Origin of the sequence: Lacinutrix gracilariae, from assembly GCF_042684485.1 — a bacterium.
Taxonomy (GTDB): Bacteria; Bacteroidota; Bacteroidia; order Flavobacteriales; family Flavobacteriaceae; genus Oceanihabitans; species Oceanihabitans gracilariae.
Genome location: NZ_JBHULM010000011.1, coordinates 364,158 through 384,494 on the forward strand (window position 1 = coordinate 364,158; position 20,337 = coordinate 384,494).

Annotated in this window: 15 protein-coding genes; 4 read left to right on the forward strand and 11 right to left on the reverse strand. The window is 33.3% G+C overall.

The window, feature by feature from the left end:
- Nucleotides 1–148 precede the first annotated feature (148 nt).
- Together leuB and ACFSSB_RS08795 are read left to right on the forward strand one after the other, a co-directional pair.
- Complete coding sequence (gene leuB, locus ACFSSB_RS08790) at nucleotides 149–1,264, forward strand: 3-isopropylmalate dehydrogenase (protein WP_379903275.1); 1,116 nt, start codon at nucleotides 149–151, stop codon at nucleotides 1,262–1,264.
- A 4-nt stretch (nucleotides 1,265–1,268) separates the two neighbouring features.
- The gene (locus ACFSSB_RS08795) at nucleotides 1,269–3,848 is read left to right on the forward strand and encodes a phosphoenolpyruvate carboxylase (protein WP_379903277.1); all 2,580 of its coding nucleotides are present in this window, start codon (nucleotides 1,269–1,271) and stop codon (nucleotides 3,846–3,848) included.
- A 186-nt stretch (nucleotides 3,849–4,034) separates the two neighbouring features.
- Here the strand turns inward: ACFSSB_RS08795 and ACFSSB_RS08800 are convergent, their stop codons facing one another.
- The 3 genes from ACFSSB_RS08800 to ACFSSB_RS08810 form a co-directional block, all read right to left on the reverse strand.
- A complete protein-coding gene (locus ACFSSB_RS08800) occupies nucleotides 4,035–4,376 on the reverse strand; it encodes a P-II family nitrogen regulator (protein WP_379903279.1) in 342 nt (113 codons plus the stop codon).
- A gap of 80 nt (nucleotides 4,377–4,456) precedes the next feature.
- The gene (locus tag ACFSSB_RS08805; RefSeq protein WP_379903281.1) at nucleotides 4,457–5,761 is read right to left on the reverse strand and encodes an ammonium transporter; all 1,305 of its coding nucleotides are present in this window, start codon (nucleotides 5,759–5,761) and stop codon (nucleotides 4,457–4,459) included.
- A 44-nt stretch (nucleotides 5,762–5,805) separates the two neighbouring features.
- A complete protein-coding gene (locus tag ACFSSB_RS08810; protein ID WP_379903283.1) occupies nucleotides 5,806–6,831 on the reverse strand; it encodes an outer membrane beta-barrel protein in 1,026 nt (341 codons plus the stop codon).
- Nucleotides 6,832–7,273: 442 nt separating this feature from the next.
- On the opposite strand from ACFSSB_RS08810, the gene gltB reads away from it, so the two are divergent.
- Both gltB and ACFSSB_RS08820 read left to right on the forward strand, forming a co-directional pair.
- Complete coding sequence (gene gltB / locus ACFSSB_RS08815; protein ID WP_379903285.1) at nucleotides 7,274–11,770, forward strand: glutamate synthase large subunit; 4,497 nt, start codon at nucleotides 7,274–7,276, stop codon at nucleotides 11,768–11,770.
- 2 nt (nucleotides 11,771–11,772) lie between these two features.
- Nucleotides 11,773–13,239: a glutamate synthase subunit beta gene (locus ACFSSB_RS08820; RefSeq protein ID WP_379903288.1), complete on the forward strand. Its 1,467-nt coding sequence runs from the start codon at nucleotides 11,773–11,775 to the stop codon at nucleotides 13,237–13,239.
- Between the two features lie 59 nt (nucleotides 13,240–13,298).
- Here ACFSSB_RS08820 and hisIE read toward each other — a convergent pair whose 3' ends face one another.
- The 8 genes from hisIE to hisG all read right to left on the reverse strand — a co-directional run bounded on the left by hisIE (nucleotide 13,299) and on the right by hisG (nucleotide 20,255).
- A complete protein-coding gene (hisIE, locus tag ACFSSB_RS08825) occupies nucleotides 13,299–13,883 on the reverse strand; it encodes a bifunctional phosphoribosyl-AMP cyclohydrolase/phosphoribosyl-ATP diphosphatase HisIE (RefSeq protein WP_379903290.1) in 585 nt (194 codons plus the stop codon).
- Nucleotides 13,874–14,632 carry an imidazole glycerol phosphate synthase subunit HisF gene (gene hisF / locus ACFSSB_RS08830; RefSeq protein ID WP_379903292.1) on the reverse strand — a complete coding sequence of 253 codons (759 nt, stop codon included), beginning with the start codon at nucleotides 14,630–14,632 and terminating at the stop codon, nucleotides 13,874–13,876. Before hisF ends, hisIE begins: the two co-directional genes overlap by 10 nt.
- Nucleotides 14,626–15,339, reverse strand: a complete 714-nt coding sequence (gene hisA / locus ACFSSB_RS08835) for a 1-(5-phosphoribosyl)-5-[(5-phosphoribosylamino)methylideneamino]imidazole-4-carboxamide isomerase (RefSeq protein WP_379903294.1) — start codon at nucleotides 15,337–15,339, stop codon at nucleotides 14,626–14,628. The genes hisF and hisA overlap by 7 nt, the downstream gene beginning before the upstream one ends.
- Entirely contained in the window at nucleotides 15,336–15,914 is a 579-nt protein-coding gene (gene hisH, locus ACFSSB_RS08840) for an imidazole glycerol phosphate synthase subunit HisH (RefSeq protein WP_379903296.1), read from the reverse strand. The genes hisA and hisH overlap by 4 nt, the downstream gene beginning before the upstream one ends.
- Nucleotides 15,911–17,005, reverse strand: a complete 1,095-nt coding sequence (gene hisB / locus ACFSSB_RS08845; RefSeq protein WP_379903298.1) for a bifunctional histidinol-phosphatase/imidazoleglycerol-phosphate dehydratase HisB — start codon at nucleotides 17,003–17,005, stop codon at nucleotides 15,911–15,913. The genes hisH and hisB overlap by 4 nt, the downstream gene beginning before the upstream one ends.
- A gap of 2 nt (nucleotides 17,006–17,007) precedes the next feature.
- Nucleotides 17,008–18,033, reverse strand: coding sequence for a histidinol-phosphate transaminase (gene hisC, locus ACFSSB_RS08850; protein WP_379903300.1), 1,026 nt, complete (start codon nucleotides 18,031–18,033; stop codon nucleotides 17,008–17,010).
- A gap of 84 nt (nucleotides 18,034–18,117) precedes the next feature.
- On the reverse strand, nucleotides 18,118–19,398 hold the full coding sequence (hisD, locus tag ACFSSB_RS08855) for a histidinol dehydrogenase (protein WP_379903302.1): 1,281 nt from the start codon (nucleotides 19,396–19,398) through the stop codon (nucleotides 18,118–18,120).
- A complete protein-coding gene (hisG, locus tag ACFSSB_RS08860) occupies nucleotides 19,398–20,255 on the reverse strand; it encodes an ATP phosphoribosyltransferase (protein WP_379903305.1) in 858 nt (285 codons plus the stop codon). Before hisG ends, hisD begins: the two co-directional genes overlap by 1 nt.
- Nucleotides 20,256–20,337: the final 82 nt, after the last annotated feature.

Here is a 20,337-nt window from a genome sequence, read left to right on the forward strand (position 1 = left end):
AGAGCGAGTAGTGAAAGCGCGACTTTTTGCAAGCCTGAAAGTTTGTATAAAAACGAATAGGTATAAGCAAAAAGAAACGCCCAACTTAAAAAAATTATAAACTAATAAATGACAGCAGGATGAAAATCTTGTTTTCGCTGGAAATATTATGAAATTAAATATAGCAGTTTTACCAGGAGATGGTATTGGCCCAGAAGTGACAAAGCAGGCAATAAAGGCTTTACAAGCAATTGCTTTAGAATTTGATCATTCGTTTTCTTTTACGCATGCTCCTGTTGGCGCAATTGCAATTGATGAAACAGGAAACCCATTACCAGAAGAAACATTAGACGTTTGTGAAGCTACAGACGCTATTTTATTTGGCGCTATTGGCGACCCAAAATACGACAACAATCCAGATGCAAAAGTACGACCAGAACAAGGTTTATTGCGTTTACGTAAGTCTTTAGGCCTTTTTGCAAATATTAGACCTGTAAAGGCGTATGATACTTTAATTGAAAAATCTCCTTTAAAAAAGGATATTATTCAAGGCACAGATATTAGTATTTATAGAGAATTAACTGGAGGTATTTATTTTGGCGAAAAATTTTTAAGTGAAGATGGCAACACAGCTTCTGACTTATGTTTATATACAAAAACAGAAATTGAACGCATTGCACATTTAGCTTTTAAAGCTGCGCAAACCAGAAAAAACAAAGTAACTTTAGTAGACAAGGCTAATGTTTTAGAAAGTTCTAGACTTTGGCGTAAGGTAGTTACTGAAATTGCAAAAGATTATCCTGAAGTTACATTAGACTTCTTATTTGTAGATAATGCTGCCATGCAAATGATTTTAAATCCAAATCAATTTGATGTTATTTTAACCGAAAATATGTTTGGAGACATTATCAGTGATGAAGCTAGTGTAATTGGTGGCTCTATAGGCTTATTAGCTTCGGCTTCTGTTGGAGACAAATATGCTATGTTTGAACCTATTCATGGCTCGTATCCGCAAGCAACAGGAAAAGGTATTGCTAACCCTATTGCCTCTATATTATCTGCAGCTATGCTACTAGATCATTTTGACTTAACAGAAGAAGCTGCTGTAATACGTAAAGCTGTAGAAAAATCTTTACTACTAAACATTACCACTCCAGACTTAAACACAGAACATACTGTATCTACATCTAAGGTTGGTGATTTTATAGCAGATTACATTTCTAACCCTAACGATTCTAACCTTAACTTTTCTAACATTCACTTAGGACAATCTACAATAATATAACTATATGGCAACACAACCAAAACTCACAAGATTTAATCAAAACGTACTATCAAAATATCAGATATACAATAGTATATTCATGACTTTACCTTTTGATTCTATTACAAAAACAGGAGTTTTATTGCCTTTATTTCACGAAACATGCAAAAATGGTTTTGCTAATGGAGACGACCCAACAACCATAGTAAATACTTTTTTTAAAAAGTACCAAGCTAGACGCTCTAAAAAAAGCCAAATCGATTTATTGTTTCGTTTTATTCAATACATAGAAAGACAAGTAGTTTTATTTGATGCTATTGAAGATGCAGCTTTTCCTGTAGTAAATAACATGGACGGAATTGGTACTTTAAGAAGTTTAAAAGAAACTGCTTCTGCCGAAGATAAAATAGAAACGCTTCAAAAATATCTAGAAGAATTTAAAGTAAGAATTGTTTTAACTGCACACCCAACACAGTTTTATCCTGGTTCTGTTTTAGGAATTATTACAGATTTAACCGAAGCTGTTAAAGAAAACGACCTGCTTCGCATTAATGATTTATTAGCTCAATTAGGAAAAACACCTTTCTTTAAACACAAAAAACCTACTCCTTATGACGAAGCTGTAAGTTTAATTTGGTATTTAGAAAACGTATTTTATAAATCCTTTGGAAGCATTTACGACTATATTCAACAAAATATATTTGAAGGTAAACAAATAGATAACGATATTATAAATATTGGCTTTTGGCCTGGAGGAGACAGAGACGGAAACCCTTTTGTAACACCAGAAACAACACTTAACGTTGCCAAAAGACTGCAAGACACTGTTATAAAAAACTACTATAGAGACACTAGAAAACTAAGAAGAAAATTAACTTTTCAAGGTGTAGAAGAAAGAATTGTTTTTTTAGAAACAGAACTATATAAAATAATCACCAATAAAAAATCTAGTTTAACTGTTGCTAGTTTTACATCAGAATTAAAAGAAATAAAACAGCTTATTATTGACAAGCACCAATCTCTTTATATTGAGGAAGTGAATAGCTTGATTAATAAAGTACACTTATTCGGATTTCATTTTGCTAATTTAGACATTAGACAAGATAGTAGAAAGCACGACCAATTTTTTAATGATATGGTTAATGCTTTAATAGAAAACGGAAGCGATATTTTTCCTAAAAACTATCATGAACTATCAGAAGAAGAACAAATACAAATTCTATCTAAAGTAAAAGGAAGCATCGATCTTTCTTTAATAAAAGACGAAGAAACCTTAAAAGCTTTAAATACCATGAAAGCCATTAAAACCATTCAAGAATCTAATGGTGAAAAGGCTGCAAACAGATATATTATAAGCAATAACCAAACTACATTAAACGTCATGCAACTGTTTGCTATGCTAAAACTGGTTGCTTTTCAAGACGAGCTAACTGTAGATATAGGTCCACTTTTTGAAACCATTACAGATTTAGAAAATGCACCTGCAGTTATGGAAGCTTTATATACAAACCCAGAATATGCTGCACATTTAAAAGCTAGAGGAAACAAGCAAACTATCATGCTTGGTTTTAGTGATGGTACAAAAGATGGTGGCTATTTAATGGCAAACTGGGCAATTTACAAAGCCAAAGAAAACCTAACCGCTATTTCAAGAAAATACGATGTTACTGCTATTTTCTTTGATGGTCGTGGAGGACCACCTGCTCGTGGAGGAGGAAAAACGCATAATTTCTATGCTTCTCTTGGTCCAACTATTGAAGACAAAGAAGTACAGTTAACCATACAAGGACAAACTATTAGTTCTAATTTTGGAACACTTGAATCTTCACAATACAACCTAGAACAGCTTATTACCTCGGGAATTCATAACAGCTTTAGTGCAACAGACTTAAGCATGGTTCCTACAAACAGAGAGGTAATGAATGACATTGCCAACTTAAGCTATGAAGCTTATGTAAAATTTAAAGCGCATCCTAAATTCATTTCGTATTTAGAGCATATGAGTACTTTAAAATATTATGCAAAAACAAATATTGGTAGTCGTCCTTCTAAAAGAGGAAAAGCAGAAGGCTTAGTTTTTGAAGATTTAAGAGCCATACCTTTTGTAGGTTCATGGAGTCAATTAAAACAAAATGTTCCAGGATTTTTTGGTGTTGGTACTGCTTTAAAGAAATATGAAGATGCAGGTGAATTTGACAAAGTACAACACTTGTTTAAAACATCAGACTTCTTTAAAACACTAATAGAAAACAGTATGATGTCTTTATCTAAATCCTTTTTTGATTTAACAAAATACATGTCTGAAGACCCTGAGTATGGAGCATTCTGGAAGGTTATTTATGACGAGTATGAAACTACAAAGCACCTTATACTTAAACTAACTGGATATAAAGAATTGATGCAAGAAGAACCAGCAGGTAAAGCATCTATTGCAGTTAGAGAGTCTATTGTATTACCATTACTTACCATACAACAGTTTGCTTTAAAGAAAATTCAAGAATTAGAAAAAGCAGAGGTTAGAGATGAAGAACAAATAAAAATATTTGAAAAAATAGTAACACGTTCTTTATTTGGTAATATAAACGCAAGCCGTAATTCTGCCTAGCCTATCATTTTATTGTTAGTCTTAAATAAAAAACCTCGAAACATTACATTTCGAGGTTTTTACAAACAAACAATTAAACTAACTAATTAATGTTCCTTTTAACTAATAACTGGATAGACGTCCAAAAATCAAGAACATTAAAATCTTTATTTCTTCTTTATTTTAAATACTTTTTTTTTATTCTTTTTATCTTAAAACATTAGATCCTTTATCTCCTGTTCTAATTCTATAAACTTCATCTATAGATGAAACAATTAATATACCATCACCAATTTCTCCAGAAGATGCAGACTCAAGAATAGCTTTGATAGTTACTTCTTCAAAATCATCATTTACTATTATAGACAAAAAACATCTTTCAATATCACTAATAGTTACAGTTCCGTTGTTTAAAATATCATTATCTACTTTTTCAACACCTACTCCTGAAACATCCCAATAAGAAAAGAAATCTACACCTACTTCATGAAGTGCTTTTTTAACCTCTGAAAATTTTGACTTTCTTATAATGGTTTCTACTTTTTTCATTGCATTTTTTTTACTTGAATAGAAAAGAATAATAGCCCTAGAAATAGCTCTAGGACTATTAAAACTCAACAAACAATATTTTAACTTCTTTGTCTTTTTCCTGGGTAAGCAATTTCACCATGTTCTGATAAATCAAGACCAATCATCTCTTCTTCTTCAGTAACACGAAGTCCCATTGTAGACTTTAACACTTTTAATATTACATAAGACAATACAATAGACCAAACAGCATAAGCTACAACACCTATTGCTTGCGTACCTAGTTGACCAAAGCCTCCTCCATTAAATAAACCAATACCTGTATCTCCATCTATTCCCCAAAGTCCTATCACTAAAGTTCCCCAAGCACCAGCTACACCATGTACAGAAGCTGCACCAATAGCATCGTCAATTTTAAGTTTTTTCTCAATAATTTCTATAGAAAACACCACAATAACACCTCCAATTAGTCCTGCAAAAACAGCTCCTATTGCAGACATATTTCCGCAACCAGCAGTAATACTAACTAATCCTGCTAATGCACCATTTAAAGTTTGTGGTAAATTTGGTTTACCATACCAGATCCAAGTAGTAACTAATGCACCTAAACCACCAGCTGCTGCTGCTAAGTTGGTTATTAAAACTACTGTTGAAGCAGCAATAGAATCTGCTCCTCCCCAAGCAAGTTGTGATCCACCATTAAAACCAAACCATCCTAACCATAAGATAAAAACCCCTAAGGTTGCAAGAATTTGATTGTGTCCTGGAATTGGGTTTACTTTTCCATCTACATATTTTCCTATTCTTGGTCCTACCATAAAAGCAGCAACTAGCGCAGCCCAACCACCAACAGAGTGCACAATAGAAGAACCTGCAAAATCAATAAATCCTAATTCGGTTAACCAACCAGAACCTTGCCATTGCCATCCTCCTGCTATTGGATAGATTAAAGCTGTCATTAATATAGAGAATATAGCATAGGTAGAATATTTAGTTCTTCCTGCAATAGCTCCAGAAACTATAGTTGCAGCAGTTGCAGCAAACATGGTTTGAAAGAATAAATCTGCTCCTTCTCCTTGCATTAAACCACTCCAGAAAAACCATCCATTAGAAGTATCTCCATACATTAATGAGTAACCCACTAACCAATAGGTTAGAGAACCAACACAAATATCTAACAGATTTTTCATGGCTATATTGGCAGCATTTTTAGAACGTGTCATTCCTGTTTCTACTAAGGTAAAACCAGCTTGCATAAAGAATACTAAAATCCCTGAAATCAGCATCCATAGCATTCCCATATCTGCATTAACAGCAGACACTACTTCTTCAATATCTTTTGTAGTAGCTGCAGTAACTTCCTGTACAGCTATTAAATTTGGTAAAATTGTTAAAAAATTTTCCATAATAATTATTTGTTGTTATTATTTAATTGTTAGTTATTTTTTACTTAAAACTGATAGATTGCAGCTACTGTAAAAGCCGCAAAGCTTTTAGTACTTTCTAAGTCACTGTCTAAATAAACTTCTTCTGCATTACTATCTAATCGTAATTCTGGTTTTATGGTTAAGCTTTCATAAGTATAGCTTCCAGTTAAAGTAAGAGCCATAACATCTAAATCATCTACAGCAGTATCTGCATCACTTAACCAATCAAAATACTCTCCTCTTAAACCAATAGAAAAACTATCTGTAGCAGCATATTGCGGATAGATAGCTGCCCCCATAAATCCTTCACCATCATTATCTGCATAAGCAGCGTTAAGTCCTAAGAAAAACGAATCGGAAAGATCAAATCCTCCTGTATAATCTATTTCAAATCCTAAAACCTCTTTATCGTCATAATAGAAATTTAAAAACTGTCCAGAATATCCTAATTGCGCTCCTAAAGCGTAACCACCTATATAATTATTATTTACATCTGTTGGATTCATCACTGCAACCATTAAACTAAAATCATCAGATAAAGCAAAATCAGCTTTTAAACCAACATGAGAAAACGGTCCACTAGAAAATAAATAAGAAGTACTGTAGTTAAAATTTCCTGTTGGAGAAATTACTTCATAACCCAAATAAGTATTAAAACGCCCTAAAGTTAAAGTTGTACTTTCGGTAACATTCCAATAAGCATACAATTGGTTTATATTATAACCACCAATAGCAGCATCACCTCTAGGCCCAAAAACTAAATCTGCAACTACACCTGTTTTTTCTCCTTCATATTTTGCAATAATATTAGCCATACCTAATGCAAAACCTGTTTCATCAGCAAAAGAAGTACCAAAAGACTGAAACGAATCTCCATCATCTCCAAAAATAGCTTTATCACTAGATGTTAGGTTTGTTTGATAATACGCATCAACACTACCTTCAAAAGAAAACTTTTTCTCTTTTGTTTCTGTTTCTGTTTCTGTAACTTCTTGTGCAGACACAAATGATGTGGTTAGCACCATTGCAGATAATAAAAATCTTTTCATAAGTTTATAAATTTAGTTGTTAATAGAACTCCAAATCTATACTAAAAAGAAGTTAACCCCTAAATATTAGGGGGTGAAAATGTTATTTTTATGATTATTTTATTTTAACCCCTGTTTTTTATGGGGTATAATAAATATTATCATGTTTTATTAAAATATTCACATTCGCCAAATATTCATATTAACACAAATACTTATGATTCAATAAGAAAAATGCAATCATTTAGCATTAACGAAAACGTTTTCGCAATAATACTACCGTTTGATTAAATATTTTTCATTGCTTATTTATTAGTTTTCACTCGTTTTTTTGCTTATTTTTCATTCAATTTTAAGTATACTATCGATATGTGAAAAGTGTTTCCCCTTTTTTTTAATTCATATTTTACCATGTATCTTAGGGCTATATTAAGGTTATTAAAACCTATAAATTTCTCATATTATGCTAAAGAAACAAGGACTTTATTTACCAGAATTTGAACACGATAATTGTGGTGCTGGATTTATATGTAGTTTAACAGGAAAAAGATCTAACGACATCATACATAAAGCGCTAGAAATTCTAGTTAAATTAGAGCATCGTGGAGCTGTAAGCTCTGATGGTGTTACAGGTGACGGAGCAGGAATACTAATTGACATACCACATAAATTCTTTAAGATATTTTGTGAGTTTGAATTACCAGAAGCTGGCGAATATGCAGTTAGTAATGTTTTTCTTCCTAGAAAAGAAAATCAACGCCAATATTGTATAGATGTTTTTGAAAAAGAAATACAAAATCAAGGACTTCAATTAATTGGTTGGAGAGACGTTCCTGTAAATAGTGAAGTTTTAGGAAAAGTTGCCAAAATAACTGAACCTTTTGTAAAACAAGTTTTTATTGGTAAAGCAAACAACGAACAAACAGACAGAGAGTTTAATTTAAAATTATTTGCTGCTAGAAAAATTGCAGAGCATACTATATATGACTCTAAATTATCTGAAGCTAAATTCTTTTACTTACCAAGTCTGTCTACCAAAATAATCATTTTTAAAGGCCTATTAATGCCTGAACATATAAATGAATATTACCTAGACTTATTCAACTCTGCTTTAGACACTAGATTAGCGTTAGTACACCAACGTTTTTCAACCAACACATTTCCTACTTGGGATTTAGCACAACCATTTAGATACATTTGCCATAACGGAGAAATAAACACTGTAAGAGGTAATATATCACGTATGTTTTCTCGTGAAGAAATCATGAAAAGCCCATTATTTGGTGAAGACATTAAAAAGATAATCCCTACCATTTTAAGAGGAAAATCAGATTCTGCAACCTTAGACATGGTGGTAGAATTACTATTAATGACAGGTAGATCTCTTCCTGAAGCAATGATGATGTTAGTTCCTGAAGCTTGGGAGAAAAACCCAAACATGTCAGATGCTAAAAAAGCATTTTACGAATACAACTCTTGCCTTATGGAACCTTGGGATGGTCCAGCATCTATACCTTTTACAGATGGTAATTTTATTGGAGCTGTTTTAGACAGAAACGGTTTACGTCCTTCACGTTATACAGTAACCAAGCTAGGTAATGTAATCATGTCTTCAGAAACTGGTGTTGTAGATATTAAACCCGAAAATGTAGAATATCACGGAAGATTAGAGCCTGGAAAAATGTTTTTAGTAAACATGAGCGAAGGTAGAATTGTTAATGACGAAGAGATAAAAGAAGAAATTGCATCAAAACACCCTTACAGAAAATGGTTAGATGAAAACTTAGTACATTTAAGAGACATTTCTGCTAAAAAAGGACCTATTAAATATGATGAAATTGAGTTAAAAAAACGAGAAGTAGTATTTGGTTACACACAAGAAGACCTAAATACTATTATTCGCCCAATGGCACAATTAGGAAAAGAACCTATTGGATCTATGGGAAGCGATGCACCAATCGCCATTTTGTCCGAAAAACCACAACTTATTTACAACTACTTTAAGCAACTATTTGCACAAGTTACCAATCCGCCTTTAGACGGAATTCGAGAAGAACTTATTACAGATATCAGCTTAACTTTAGGTAGCGACGTAAACTTATTTGATATTAATGCAGAACATTGTAAAAAACTAAAAATACAAAACCCTGTTATCTCAAAACACGATTTAGATAAAATACGAAATTACGATACCAATCCTGATTTTAAAGTAGAATCTATTTCTATGTTATATAAAGTAAACAGAGGATTAAACGAACTAGAAAACGCTCTTGAAAACTTAGTAACTAAAGCATCAAAAGCAATAGATAATGGTGCAAATATTATTATTTTATCGGATAGATTTGTAGATGAAAACCACGCTCCTATTCCTGCGCTTTTAGCATGTTCTTATGTTAATCACGCACTGCATAAACTAGGAAAACGTTCTAAAATCAGCTTAATTATAGAATCTGCAGAACCTAGAGAAGTTCACCATTTTGCTTTATTATTTGGCTATGGCGCAAGTGCTGTAAACCCGTATATTGTTAATGAAATTGTACAAAAACAAATCAACAATAAAGACGTTACAGATTTAGAGTATTTAACTGCCATAAAAAACTATAACAAAGCAGTAGGAAAAGGAATTCTTAAAGTAATGAACAAAATAGGAATCTCTACACTTAACTCTTATCGTGGTTCGCAATTATTTGAATGTATTGGTATAAAAACAGCAACCGTAGAAAAATATTTTCCAAATACACCAACACGAATTCAAGGTATTGGCTTAAGAGAAATTGAAAAAGAAATTGTAAAAAGACACAAAAAAGCTTTTCATAAAAACATAGAACCTAACATTGAAATTGGTGGTGATTACAGATGGAGACGTGGTCAAGAAAAACACATGTTTAACCCATTAACTGTTGCCAAACTTCAAGAATCGGTAAGAACCAATAAAGCCTCTACTTTCAAGGAATACTCAGACCTAGTAAACAATCAATCTAAAAGCTTAATGACTATTAGAGGTTTATTTGAATTTGATCAATTTGACCCTATTCCTTTAGAAGAAGTAGAACCATGGACAGAAATAGTAAAACGCTTTAAAACAGGAGCCATGTCTTATGGTTCAATTAGTAAAGAAGCACATGAAAATCTAGCTGTTGCCATGAATAGAATTGGAGGAAGATCTAATTCTGGTGAAGGAGGTGAAGACCAAGAACGTTTTTACAAAAGCTCTCAAGGAGACTGGAAAAACTCAGCAATCAAACAAGTGGCTTCTGGTAGATTTGGTGTTACCTCTAATTACTTAACAAGCGCTAATGAAATACAAATAAAAATAGCTCAAGGTGCAAAACCTGGTGAAGGAGGACAATTACCTGGACCTAAAGTGAATCGTGAAATTGCTAAAACAAGAAATTCCACTCCTTATGTAGGATTAATTTCTCCACCACCACATCACGACATCTACTCTATTGAAGATTTATCGCAATTAATTTATGATGTAAAATCAGCCAATAGAGAAGCACGAATTAATGTAAAACTAGTTTCAGAAGTCGGAGTTGGTACTGTAGCTGCTGGTGTTGCTAAAGCAAAAGCAGATGTGATATTGGTTTCTGGTTTTGATGGAGGAACAGGAGCATCTCCTTTAACATCCTTACGTCATGCAGGACTTCCTTGGGAATTAGGTATTGCTGAAGCACAACAAACCTTAGTAATGAACGACCTTAGAAACCGAATTGTTTTAGAGTGTGACGGACAATTAAAAACAGGACGTGATGTTGCCATCGCTTGTTTATTAGGTGCAGAAGAATTTGGTTTTGCAACAGCTCCATTAGTAGCTTCTGGTTGTATCATGATGCGTGTATGCCACCTTAACACATGTCCTGTAGGTATAGCAACACAAAATCCAGAACTACGTAAAAAGTTTAAAGGAAAACCAGAACACGTAGTAAACTACATGTATTTTGTAGCACAAGAACTACGTGAAATCATGGCTAAATTAGGCTTTAGAACCATCAATGAAATGGTAGGTCAATCGCAAAAACTAAACAGAAATAAAGCCATTGAACATTACAAATCTTCTGGAATTGACCTAACTCCTATTTTACACAAAGTAGAAGTGCCACAGGATGTAAAATTACACAACACAGGAAAACAAGACCACAATCTAGAAACACACTTAGATTTTAAGATTATAAAACAAGCACATCAAGCCTTATTTAGAAGACAAAAAACAAATTTAGAGTTACCAATTACCAATATTGATCGTGCTGTTGGTGCTATTGTAAGCAATGAAATTTCTAAAATTTATGGTGCAACTGGCCTACCAGAAGACACAATAGATATTGATTTTCATGGCTCTGCAGGACAAAGTTTTGGCGCATTTGCAACCAAAGGCTTAAAATTCACCGTTCATGGCAACACCAATGATTACTTAGGAAAAGGACTATCTGGAGGAAAACTAATAATTAAAGTACCAGAAAAATGTACTATCGTTCCTGAAGACAATATCATTACAGGAAATGTTACTTTATATGGAGCAACTTCTGGCGAAGTCTATATTAACGGAAAAGCTGGTGAGCGTTTTTGCGTAAGAAACTCTGGAGCAAAAGCCGTTGTAGAAGGTATTGGTGATCATGGCTGTGAATATATGACTGGTGGAGTTGCTGTAATTCTAGGAGCTGTAGGAAGAAACTTTGGAGCTGGAATGAGTGGCGGAATTGCTTATGTTCTAGACCAAGACAACACCTTTAAACAAAACAGTAATTCAGACGACTTAAACATTGACCCAATTATTAGTGAAGCAGATGAATTGCAATTAAAAGAATTAATTAAAAATCATTTAGAAGCAACAGGAAGCCCATTGGCTGAGCGAATACTAAAAGACTGGAACAACTACCTTCCAAAGTTTAAAAAAGTACTGCCAGAAGAATACAGACAAGCCTTATTAAGATTAGAACAAGAACAATTAGAATTAGCGTAATTATGGGAAAGATAACAGGATTTTTAGAGTTTAAGCGTGAAAACGAAAGTTATATAGCGCCAGAAAAACGCATAGAAAATTATAAAGAATTTACGGTTCCGTTAAAAGAAGACCACTTAAAAAATCAAGGTGCACGTTGTATGGATTGCGGAATCCCGTTTTGCCATAGTGGTTGTCCGCTTGGTAATTTAATTCCTGATTTTAACGACAAAGTCTATAAAGGAAAATGGAAAGAAGCTGCCGAAATATTACACAAAACAAACAACTTTCCAGAGTTTACAGGAAGACTATGTCCTGCTCCTTGTGAAGAAGCCTGTGTTTTAGGTATTAACGAAGACCCAGTAACTATTGAGAATATTGAAAAAAACATAGTAGAAACAGCTTTTAAAGAAGGTTGGATAAAAGCAAATCCTCCAAAAGTAAGAACCGAAAAAACCGTTGCTGTAATTGGTTCTGGACCTGCTGGTTTAGCAGCTGCACAACAATTAAATCGTGCAGGACATACCGTTACCGTTTTTGAACGCGATGCAAAAGTAGGTGGCTTATTACGTTATGGTATTCCGGATTTTAAAATGGAAAAACACGTGATTGATAGACGTGTTGCTGTTTTAGAAGAAGAAGGAATCACTTTTAAAACCAATGCTCATGTTGGTGTAAACGTAGATGCAATAAAACTTAAAAACGACTTTGACGCTGTAGTTTTATGTGGTGGAGCAACCGTTAGAAGAAGCATCCCAATTCCTGGAGCAGATGTAAAAGGCGTGACACAAGCCATGGATTTTTTAAAACAGAACAACCAATACGTAGACGGTTTAGCAGACTTTAAAGATATTATTTCTGCCAAAGACAAAGACGTTATTGTTATTGGTGGTGGTGATACAGGAAGTGACTGTATTGGTACTTCAAATCGTCATGGAGCAAACTCGGTTACCAATTTTGAAATTTTAAGTAAACCTTCTGTAGGAAGACCAGCAAACCAACCTTGGCCTTATTGGCCAATGAAGCTAAAAACAACCTCATCACACCAAGAAGGTGTAGAACGTTTTTTTAGCATTTCTACCAAAGAATTTTTAGGAGACAAACAAGGAAACTTAACTGGATTAAAAACCGTAGAAGTAGAATGGATTTTTACTCCTGGCGAAAGACCACAACTTAAAGAAATTGAAGGTACCGAAAAAGAATGGAAATGCAATCTAGCTTTATTAGCACTTGGTTTTACAGGAGCTGAAAAAACCTTAGCAGAACAGTTCGGTTTAAACATGGATTTTAGAACCAATATAGAAGCATCGACTAAAGATTACAAAACCAATATTCCTGGTGTATTTGCAGCTGGAGATATGCGTCGCGGACAATCATTAATTGTTTGGGCTATTTCAGAAGGTAGACAAGCAGCATATCATATTGACACCTATTTAATGGGAGAATCTTTTCTTCCATTAAAAGATGATTTTGATTTACCAAGAGTATAATTTCACAAAGAAATACAACAACAAAAAAGCACCTTGAAAAAGGTGCTTTTTTAATATTTTTAATGTCTGCTTTTTAAAACAGCTTCAATATCTTCTAGCGTAAATCCTTTTGCTTTTAAAAGAATCAAATAGTGATACATTAAGTCTGCAGCTTCGTTTGTAAACAAATTAGCATCATCATCTTTAGCCTCAATAACTAACTCCACCGCTTCTTCACCAACTTTTTGCGCCACTTTATTTATTCCTCTTTTATACAAGGTATTGGTATACGAGTTTTGATCGTCAGAATCTATTCTTTCGTTTATTGTTTTTTGTAATTCATACACAAAGCCTTTTGCTGTTTCTTCCTTAAAACAAGAAGTACTTCCTGTGTGACAGGTAGGTCCTTTTGGTTCTGCTTTTACTAAAATAGTATCGTTATCACAATCTATCTGAATGTCTTTAACTACTAAAAAGTTACCAGATTCCTCTCCTTTTGTCCAAAGTCTATTTTTACTTCTACTAAAAAAAGTAACCTTATTTTCTTCTTTTGTTTTTTGAAAAGCCTCTGCATTCATATAGCCTAACATCAAGACTTGTAAAGTGCTATTATTTTGAATAATTACAGGAACTAATCCGTCTCCTTTTGAAAAATCTATGTCCATCGTATTGCTATGTTTTCTTTTAATAAATATTGTTTTAATTCTGGAATTGGTATTTCACCATAATGAAAAATACTTGCTGCCAAACCAGCACTTGCATGTGTAGTTTCAAACAAGGTTTTAAAATGCTCTTTAGTTCCTGCTCCTCCAGATGCAATAACAGGAATATTAATAGATTTACTTACTTCTTCTGTAATATCTAGAGCAAAACCAGCTTTTGTACCATCGTTATTCATAGAAGTTAATAAAATTTCCCCTGCACCTAAAGCTTCCACTTGTTTTACCCAATCCATAGTTTTTAATGGCGTAGCTGTTCTTCCTCCATGTACAAAAACCATCCATTCGCCATCTACAAACTTAGTATCAATAGCAACTACACAACATTGGCTTCCAAATTGATTAGCTATTTGAGTAATAAGCTCTGGATTTTTTACTGCGGAAGAATTTACACTCACCTTATCTGCTCCAGCTTTAATAACACTAGAAACATCTTCAATACTGTTAATTCCGCCACCAACTGTAAACGGAATATTAATTTGTTCGGCAATATGCGTTACTAATTCTACTAATGTTTTTCGTTTTTCAACCGTTGCTGTAATATCTAAAAACACCAACTCGTCTGCACCATGAGCAACGTACTGTTTTGCCAATTCAATTGGATCTCCTGCATCTTTAATACCAACAAAGTTGATACCTTTTACAGTTCTACCATCTTTAATATCAAGACAAGGTATGATTCGTTTTTTTAGCATAATTTCTGTAATTCTTTTAGTGAAATATTCCCTTCATAAATAGCTTTTCCAAGAATAGCACCTTCACAACCTAAATCTTTTACTAGTTCTATATCTTTTACAGAAGCTACTCCTCCACTTGCAATCAGCTTCACTTTAGACTCGGAAACAATTTCCTTGTATAAATCATTAGAAGTTCCTTGAAGCATGCCATCTTTTGCAATATCTGTACAAATAACATACTGAACTCCTTTAGTTTCGTAATCCTTTATAAAATCTACAACATCTAAATTAGAAGCCTCTAGCCAACCGTTTGTTGCTATTTTTCGGTTATTACAATCTGCTCCTAGAATAATTTTTTCAGGACCATATTTTTCTAACCACTTTAAAAATACTTCTGGATTATTAGCAGCAATGCTTCCTCCTGTAATTTGGTTTGCTCCAGACTCAAAAGCAATTCTTAAATCGTCATCTGATTTTAATCCGCCTCCAAAATCTACCTTTAAATTGGTTTTAGATGCGATACTTTCTAAAATTTTATGGTTTACAATATGCTTTGATTTTGCGCCATCTAAGTCTACTAAATGCAGATATTGAATACCATTAGCTTCAAATTCTTTGGCAACCTCTAAAGGGTTTTCATTATATATTTTTTTGGTGTCGTAATCTCCTTTGGTGAGTCTTACGCACTTTCCGTCAATAATATCTATTGCTGGTATAATTCTCATAATTCTAAAAAGTTTTTAAGTAATTGCATTCCAACATCGGCAGATTTTTCTGGATGAAATTGTGTGGCGTAAAAATTATCGTGTTGCATAGCTGTGGCAAATGGCAAAATATAATTGCAGGTAGCAATGCTTTGCGTATTATCTTCTGCATAATAACTATGCACATAATACATATCATTATCGACTTTAATATCTTTAAACAATTCGCCTTTCACTTCAGCAAAACTATTCCAACCAATATGTGGTACTTTTTCTTTAGGTGGAAACTTTTTTACTTGGGTATTAAAAATCCCTAAGCATTTAGTATTCCCTTCTTCGGAAAAATCACACATTAACTGCAAGCCCAAACAAATACCAAGCATTGGTTTTTTAACAGACAAAATCACCTCATCTAAACCTTTTTCCTTTAGATATTGCATTGCAGAACTCGCTTCACCTACACCAGGAAAAATAACCTTACTAGCGTTTAATATTTCGGTTTTATCATCTGTAATAATACTTTCATAACCCAAACGGTTTAAAGCATTTTGCACAGAACGAATATTACCTGCATTGTATTTTATTATTGCAATCATAAGCTTCCTTTTGTACTTGGAATTGAAAAATTATCCGTCTTAGAAACAGCCATTTTAATCGCTTTTGCAAAAGCTTTAAAAATAGATTCTATTTTGTGGTGTTCATTATCTCCTTCCGATTTAATATTCAAATTACATTTAGCTGCATCACTAAACGATTTAAAGAAATGCATAAACATTTCGGTTGGCATTTCACCAATCATTTCGCGCTTAAATTCGGTTTCCCAAACCAACCAAGGTCTTCCTCCAAAATCAATAGCTACTTGCGTTAAACAATCATCCATTGGTAATAAAAAGCCATAACGTTCAATTGCTTTTTTGCTTCCTAATGCTTTTATAAATGTTTCCCCTAAAGTGATCGCTACATCTTCAATGGTATGGTGTTCATCTATTTCTAAATCGCCATCTACCTGAATATTTAAATCTATGTTTCCGTGTTTAGAAATTTGCTCTAACATATGATCAAAGAAACCTAAACCTGTAGCGATATTACTCTTCCCAGAACCATCTAAATTCACCTCCACCTGAATATCGGTTTCATTGGTTTTTCTAACCACCTTTGCTTTACGCGGAATAGCTTTTAGAAAGTTATAAATTTCCTGCCAAGATGTAGTAGTTAGTGTTGCATAATCATTTTTTTCTTCACTTATAAAAATGCCTTTGCTACCTAAGTTTTTAGCAAGCTCAATATCTGTAGCTCTATCACCAAGTACATATGAATTTTCTAAATCATAATTGCCGTGAATATATTTATGTAACAAGCCTGTTCTAGGTTTTCTAGTTGGCGCATTATCTTCAGGAAAACTTTTATCGATAAGTATTTCTGAAAAAACGACACCTTCATTTTCAAAGGCTTGAATAATTTTATTCTGTGCTGGCCAAAAGGTATCTTCTGGAAAAGAATCTGTACCCAAACCATCTTGATTAGTAACCATTACCAACTCGTAATCCATTTCGCGAGCAATTCTAGATAACCACTGAAAAACTCCAGGATAGTATTCTAATTTTTCTAAACTATCTAATTGATAATCTACTGGTGGCTCTATCACTAAAGTGCCATCTCTATCTATAAAAAGTACTTTCTTTTTCATTATTAAATATTTTTTAAAGCCTTTATTAATTTCTCATTTTCAGCTGAAGTACCAACAGTAATTCGAATACTATTTTTTACTAAGCTATTTCTATTTCTTGTAATTACTTTTTGTGCTACTAATTTTTCATATACACTATTAGCATCTTCTACTTCTACCAGCCAAAAATTAGCATCAGAAGGATATATTTTTTTGATAATAGATAATGTTTCCAATGCTTGTTTTAGCTTTGTTTTTTCTTCTAAAATCAGCTTTTTATTAGCTTCAAATGTAGTGACATCTTTTAGTGCTACCACAGCTGCTTGTTGATTTAAAACACTAATATTATATGGCATTTTTACATTATTTAGCAACTGAATAATTTCTTTACTTGCAAAAGCAATTCCTATTCTAGCTGCTGCTAAAGACCAAGCCTTACTCATGGTTTGCATAACAATTAAATTAGGATATACTTTTAAATACTTTGCAAAAGAATCTTTAGTGCTAAAATCAATATAAGCTTCATCAATAACCACAATACCTTTAAAAGTTTTCAAGATATACTCTACATCTTTTTCACGAAAACAGTTTCCTGTAGGATTGTTAGGCGAACAGATAAAAATGAGCTTTAAATTTTCTTCGCTTAAATATGGTTTTAAAGCTTCTGTATTTATTTGAAAATCGTCTTGCAACGGAAGCTTTATTAACGCGACATCATTAACATCTGCAGCTACTTGATACATACCAAAAGTAGGCGTAAAGGTTAGCGTTTTATCCTTTCCTGGATTACAAAAAACACGATATAGTAAATCTATAATTTCGTCACTTCCATTTCCTGTAAATATATTTTCTTCTGGAATATTTTTATTGCTAGACAAAACCGCTTTCAATTCTTTGTGATACGAATCTGGATAGCGATTTAGTGTTCCAAACGGGTTTTCATTAGCATCTAAAAACACACCTTCACTACCTTTAAACTCATCTCTAGCACTTGAATATGGTTGCAACGCTAAGATATTTGGTCTTACTAAAGTTTTTAAATCAAACATTTTAAATTTCTAATTTTATACGGAATTAATTTCAGTATCTTCTTTTTATTTTATGAGGTACTGAAACAAGTTCAGCACTAGTAACTATAGAGTTTTTAACCTTATAGTTACCGCATTTTTATGTGCATCTAATCCTTCGGCTTCAGCCATTAACTCAATAGCTGGACCAATAGTTTGTATTCCTTCAGGACTTAAATTTTGAAAGGTTATTTTCTTTACAAAACTATCTAAAGAAACACCACTATAATTTTTAGCATAACCATTAGTTGGTAAAGTATGGTTGGTTCCGCTAGCGTAATCACCAGCACTTTCACAACTATATTTTCCTAAAAACACAGAACCAGCATTTGTAATTTGCGCTATATAATCTGTAGCATTATCGGTTGCAAAGATTAAGTGTTCTGGAGCGTATAAATTGCTAAAAGCAACACATTCTTCCATAGAATTTAAAAGAATAGAACGACTTATCTGTAAGGCTTTGGCTGCAATTTCTTTTCGTGGCAATGCTTCTAATTGTCTTTGTACAGCTTCGGTAGTTTTAGCTATCATAGCCTCATCATCTGAAAGTAAAATAACCTGACTATCTGGACCATGCTCTGCTTGCGACAGTAAGTCTGCTGCAACAAATTCTGGATTACTACTTTTATCTGCAATTACCAAAACCTCACTTGGACCTGCAGGCATATCTATAGCAACACCTTGCTGTTGAATCAATTCTTTTGCTTTGGTTACGTATTGATTTCCTGGTCCGAAAATTTTATACACTTGTGGTATAGATTCTGTTCCGTAAGCCATAGCAGCAATAGCTTGCGCACCACCAACTTTAAATATTTTAGTGATACCAACTAGACTTGCTGTATATAAAATTGCAGGATGTACTTTTCCTTCTTGATTTGGTGGTGTACACAAAACCACCTCTTTACAACCCGCTAATTTTGCAGGCACACCAAGCATTAATATGGTAGAAAACAAAGGCGCAGAACCTCCAGGAATATACAAACCAACCTTATCGATAGCTACCGATTTTCTCCAGCATTTTACCCCTTTGGTAGTTTCTACAATTTGCTCTTTTTCTTTTTGTGCTGCATGAAAAGCTAGAATATTTTGCTTTGCTAATTCAATAGCCTCTTTTAATTCTTGCGGCACTTGCGCTGTAGCTTCTTCCACTTCTGAAGCAGTCACTTCTACAGTCTCTAGCTGTACACCATCAAATTTTTTTGCATAAGCAAACAACGCCTTGTCTTTATTGGTTTTTACCTCTTGCAAAACATCTAAAACAATAGCATCTAAAGATTGCTGATCTAAAACAGGACGCTGTATTAAAGCATTCCACTCCTTTATATCTGGAAATTTATACGTTTTCATTATAATACCATTTTATCTATAGGAACCACTAAAATACCTTCTGCTCCAGCATTTTTTAAAGCATCAATATTATTCCAAAATTTTTCTTCATCAATTACAGAGTGTAAGGAACTCCAACCTTCTTGTGCTAAAGGAAGAATGGTTGGACTTTTTAACACAGGAAGAATAGCTGATACCTCATCAATTTTATCATTGGGCACATTCATTAACACGTATCGTGTATTTTTTGCTCTTAAAACCGCTTGTATTCTAAATATCAACTTTTCTAAAATGGCTTCTTTTTCGACATCTAGGTTTATATTTTTTGCTAAAACAGCTTCCGATTTTAAGATAACTTGCGTTTCTCTTAATCCGTTTTTAAACAAAGTACTACCAGAGCTCACAATATCACAAACACCATCTGCCAAACCTATATTTGGAGCAATTTCTACAGAACCAGAAATTACATGAATATCTGCTTTTATATTATTTTCTTTTAAATAGGCATTAAGGGTATTTGGGTAAGAAGTTGCTATGTTTTTTCCATTAAAGTAAGTTACTTCATCGGTTTCAATTCTTTTGGGAACAGCTAAGGAAACTCTACATTTAGCGAAGCCTAACTTTTCAACTATTTCGGATTTTTTTTGTTTTTCAATGAGAATATTTTCTCCAATAATAGCAATATCAACCACGCCATCTTCAATGTACTGCGGAATGTCTGAATTACGCAAATACAAAACCTCAATAGGAAAGTTTCTTGCAGCAACCTTTAATTGGTCTTTACCATTATCGATTTTAATTCCGCAATCTTTTAATAACTGTAAGGAGTCTTGGTTTAATCTTCCGCTTTTCTGAATGGCAATTTTTAGTGTACTCATTTTAATTTTTGTTGAAGTCTGAAAAAACCAAAAGAGTAGAAAACTAAAAAACCCATCTGATTAATTCAGACGGGTTTTTGAA